Annotated in this window: 2 protein-coding genes; both read left to right on the top strand. The window is 57.0% G+C overall.

The genetic code is table 11. The features are described 5' to 3' along the window. Positions 1-384 (top strand): hypothetical protein (locus WH277_RS05270; RefSeq protein WP_339504830.1); only part of this gene is annotated, 384 nt, incomplete at its 5' end. After that, on the top strand, positions 384-797 hold the full coding sequence (locus WH277_RS05265) for a hypothetical protein (protein WP_339458468.1): 414 nt from the start codon (positions 384-386) through the stop codon (positions 795-797). The genes WH277_RS05270 and WH277_RS05265, both read left to right, overlap by 1 nt. Positions 798-884 lie beyond the last annotated feature (87 nt).

Below are 884 nucleotides of genomic sequence, written 5' to 3'. Positions count from 1 at the left end.
TTGGGGTTTGGACTGCTCTTTTCACTGCTGGCGGCGGTTTCGGTGACGGTCGGCATTATCGCACTCTGCGAATCGCTAATCGTTAATCAGCAAGATCAGCTGGCGATGCTGCTACTGCTGGGGTTCGGCCGGGTTATCGGCGCATCCTACCTCTGTCAGATAGTCCTGCTTGGTCTGACGGGCTCACTGGCTGGTTCGCTACTGAGTATGCTGTTGTTCAACGGCATCACCTTTACGACTTTCGACCACGCGCGCGAACTGGTGTTTCCACTGGTGGTGAGCGGCAGGATACAGATAATCAGTGTCGCTTATGGTGTACTCGTCAGCTTTATCGCTTCGCTGTTTGTGTTACGCGCTATTGGCGCCGCGACAAAGGGAAAATAATGGAAAAAACTGAAGAGCGTTACGCCGCGCTGGGCAAAATCTATACGTTACGTACCTCTGTACAGCTTGCGACCAGCGCCGAGCAGAGCCGAAACCTGCTGTATGCCGTGCGCGCCGGCAACTATCATTTGCTGCATGACGACCAGCAGAGCCTGATTGGCTATGTCACGTGGGCGGCTATCAATCGCGACGGCTGGCGTATGCTGCAATGCCAGCAGCCGCCGCGCTATCTTAGCGAATGGAGTGAAGGACGGGTTATGCTGCCGATGGATGTGGTGGTGCTACCCGAATGGCGCACCGCGCTGCAAAGGTTATTGCGCCCTGTTTGCCGTCGCATGCCGCAGCTCGCTGCTTGGCGTGCCGGGCAGCCGCCGCGTCTTTATCGCGTTTTGCGCCGGGGGAACCATGACTGATTTCACTGCGGCATGGTCAGCGGCCATCGTCACGGAACCGTTTGCCAGCTGGCGTATTACGACAGCGCGTACACTATGGCATAACCC

Source organism: Erwinia sp. MYb416 (assembly GCF_037479575.1).
GTDB classification, from domain to species: Bacteria; Pseudomonadota; Gammaproteobacteria; order Enterobacterales; family Enterobacteriaceae; genus Erwinia; species Erwinia rhapontici.
This window is presented reverse-complemented; position numbering and strand designations above follow the sequence as displayed.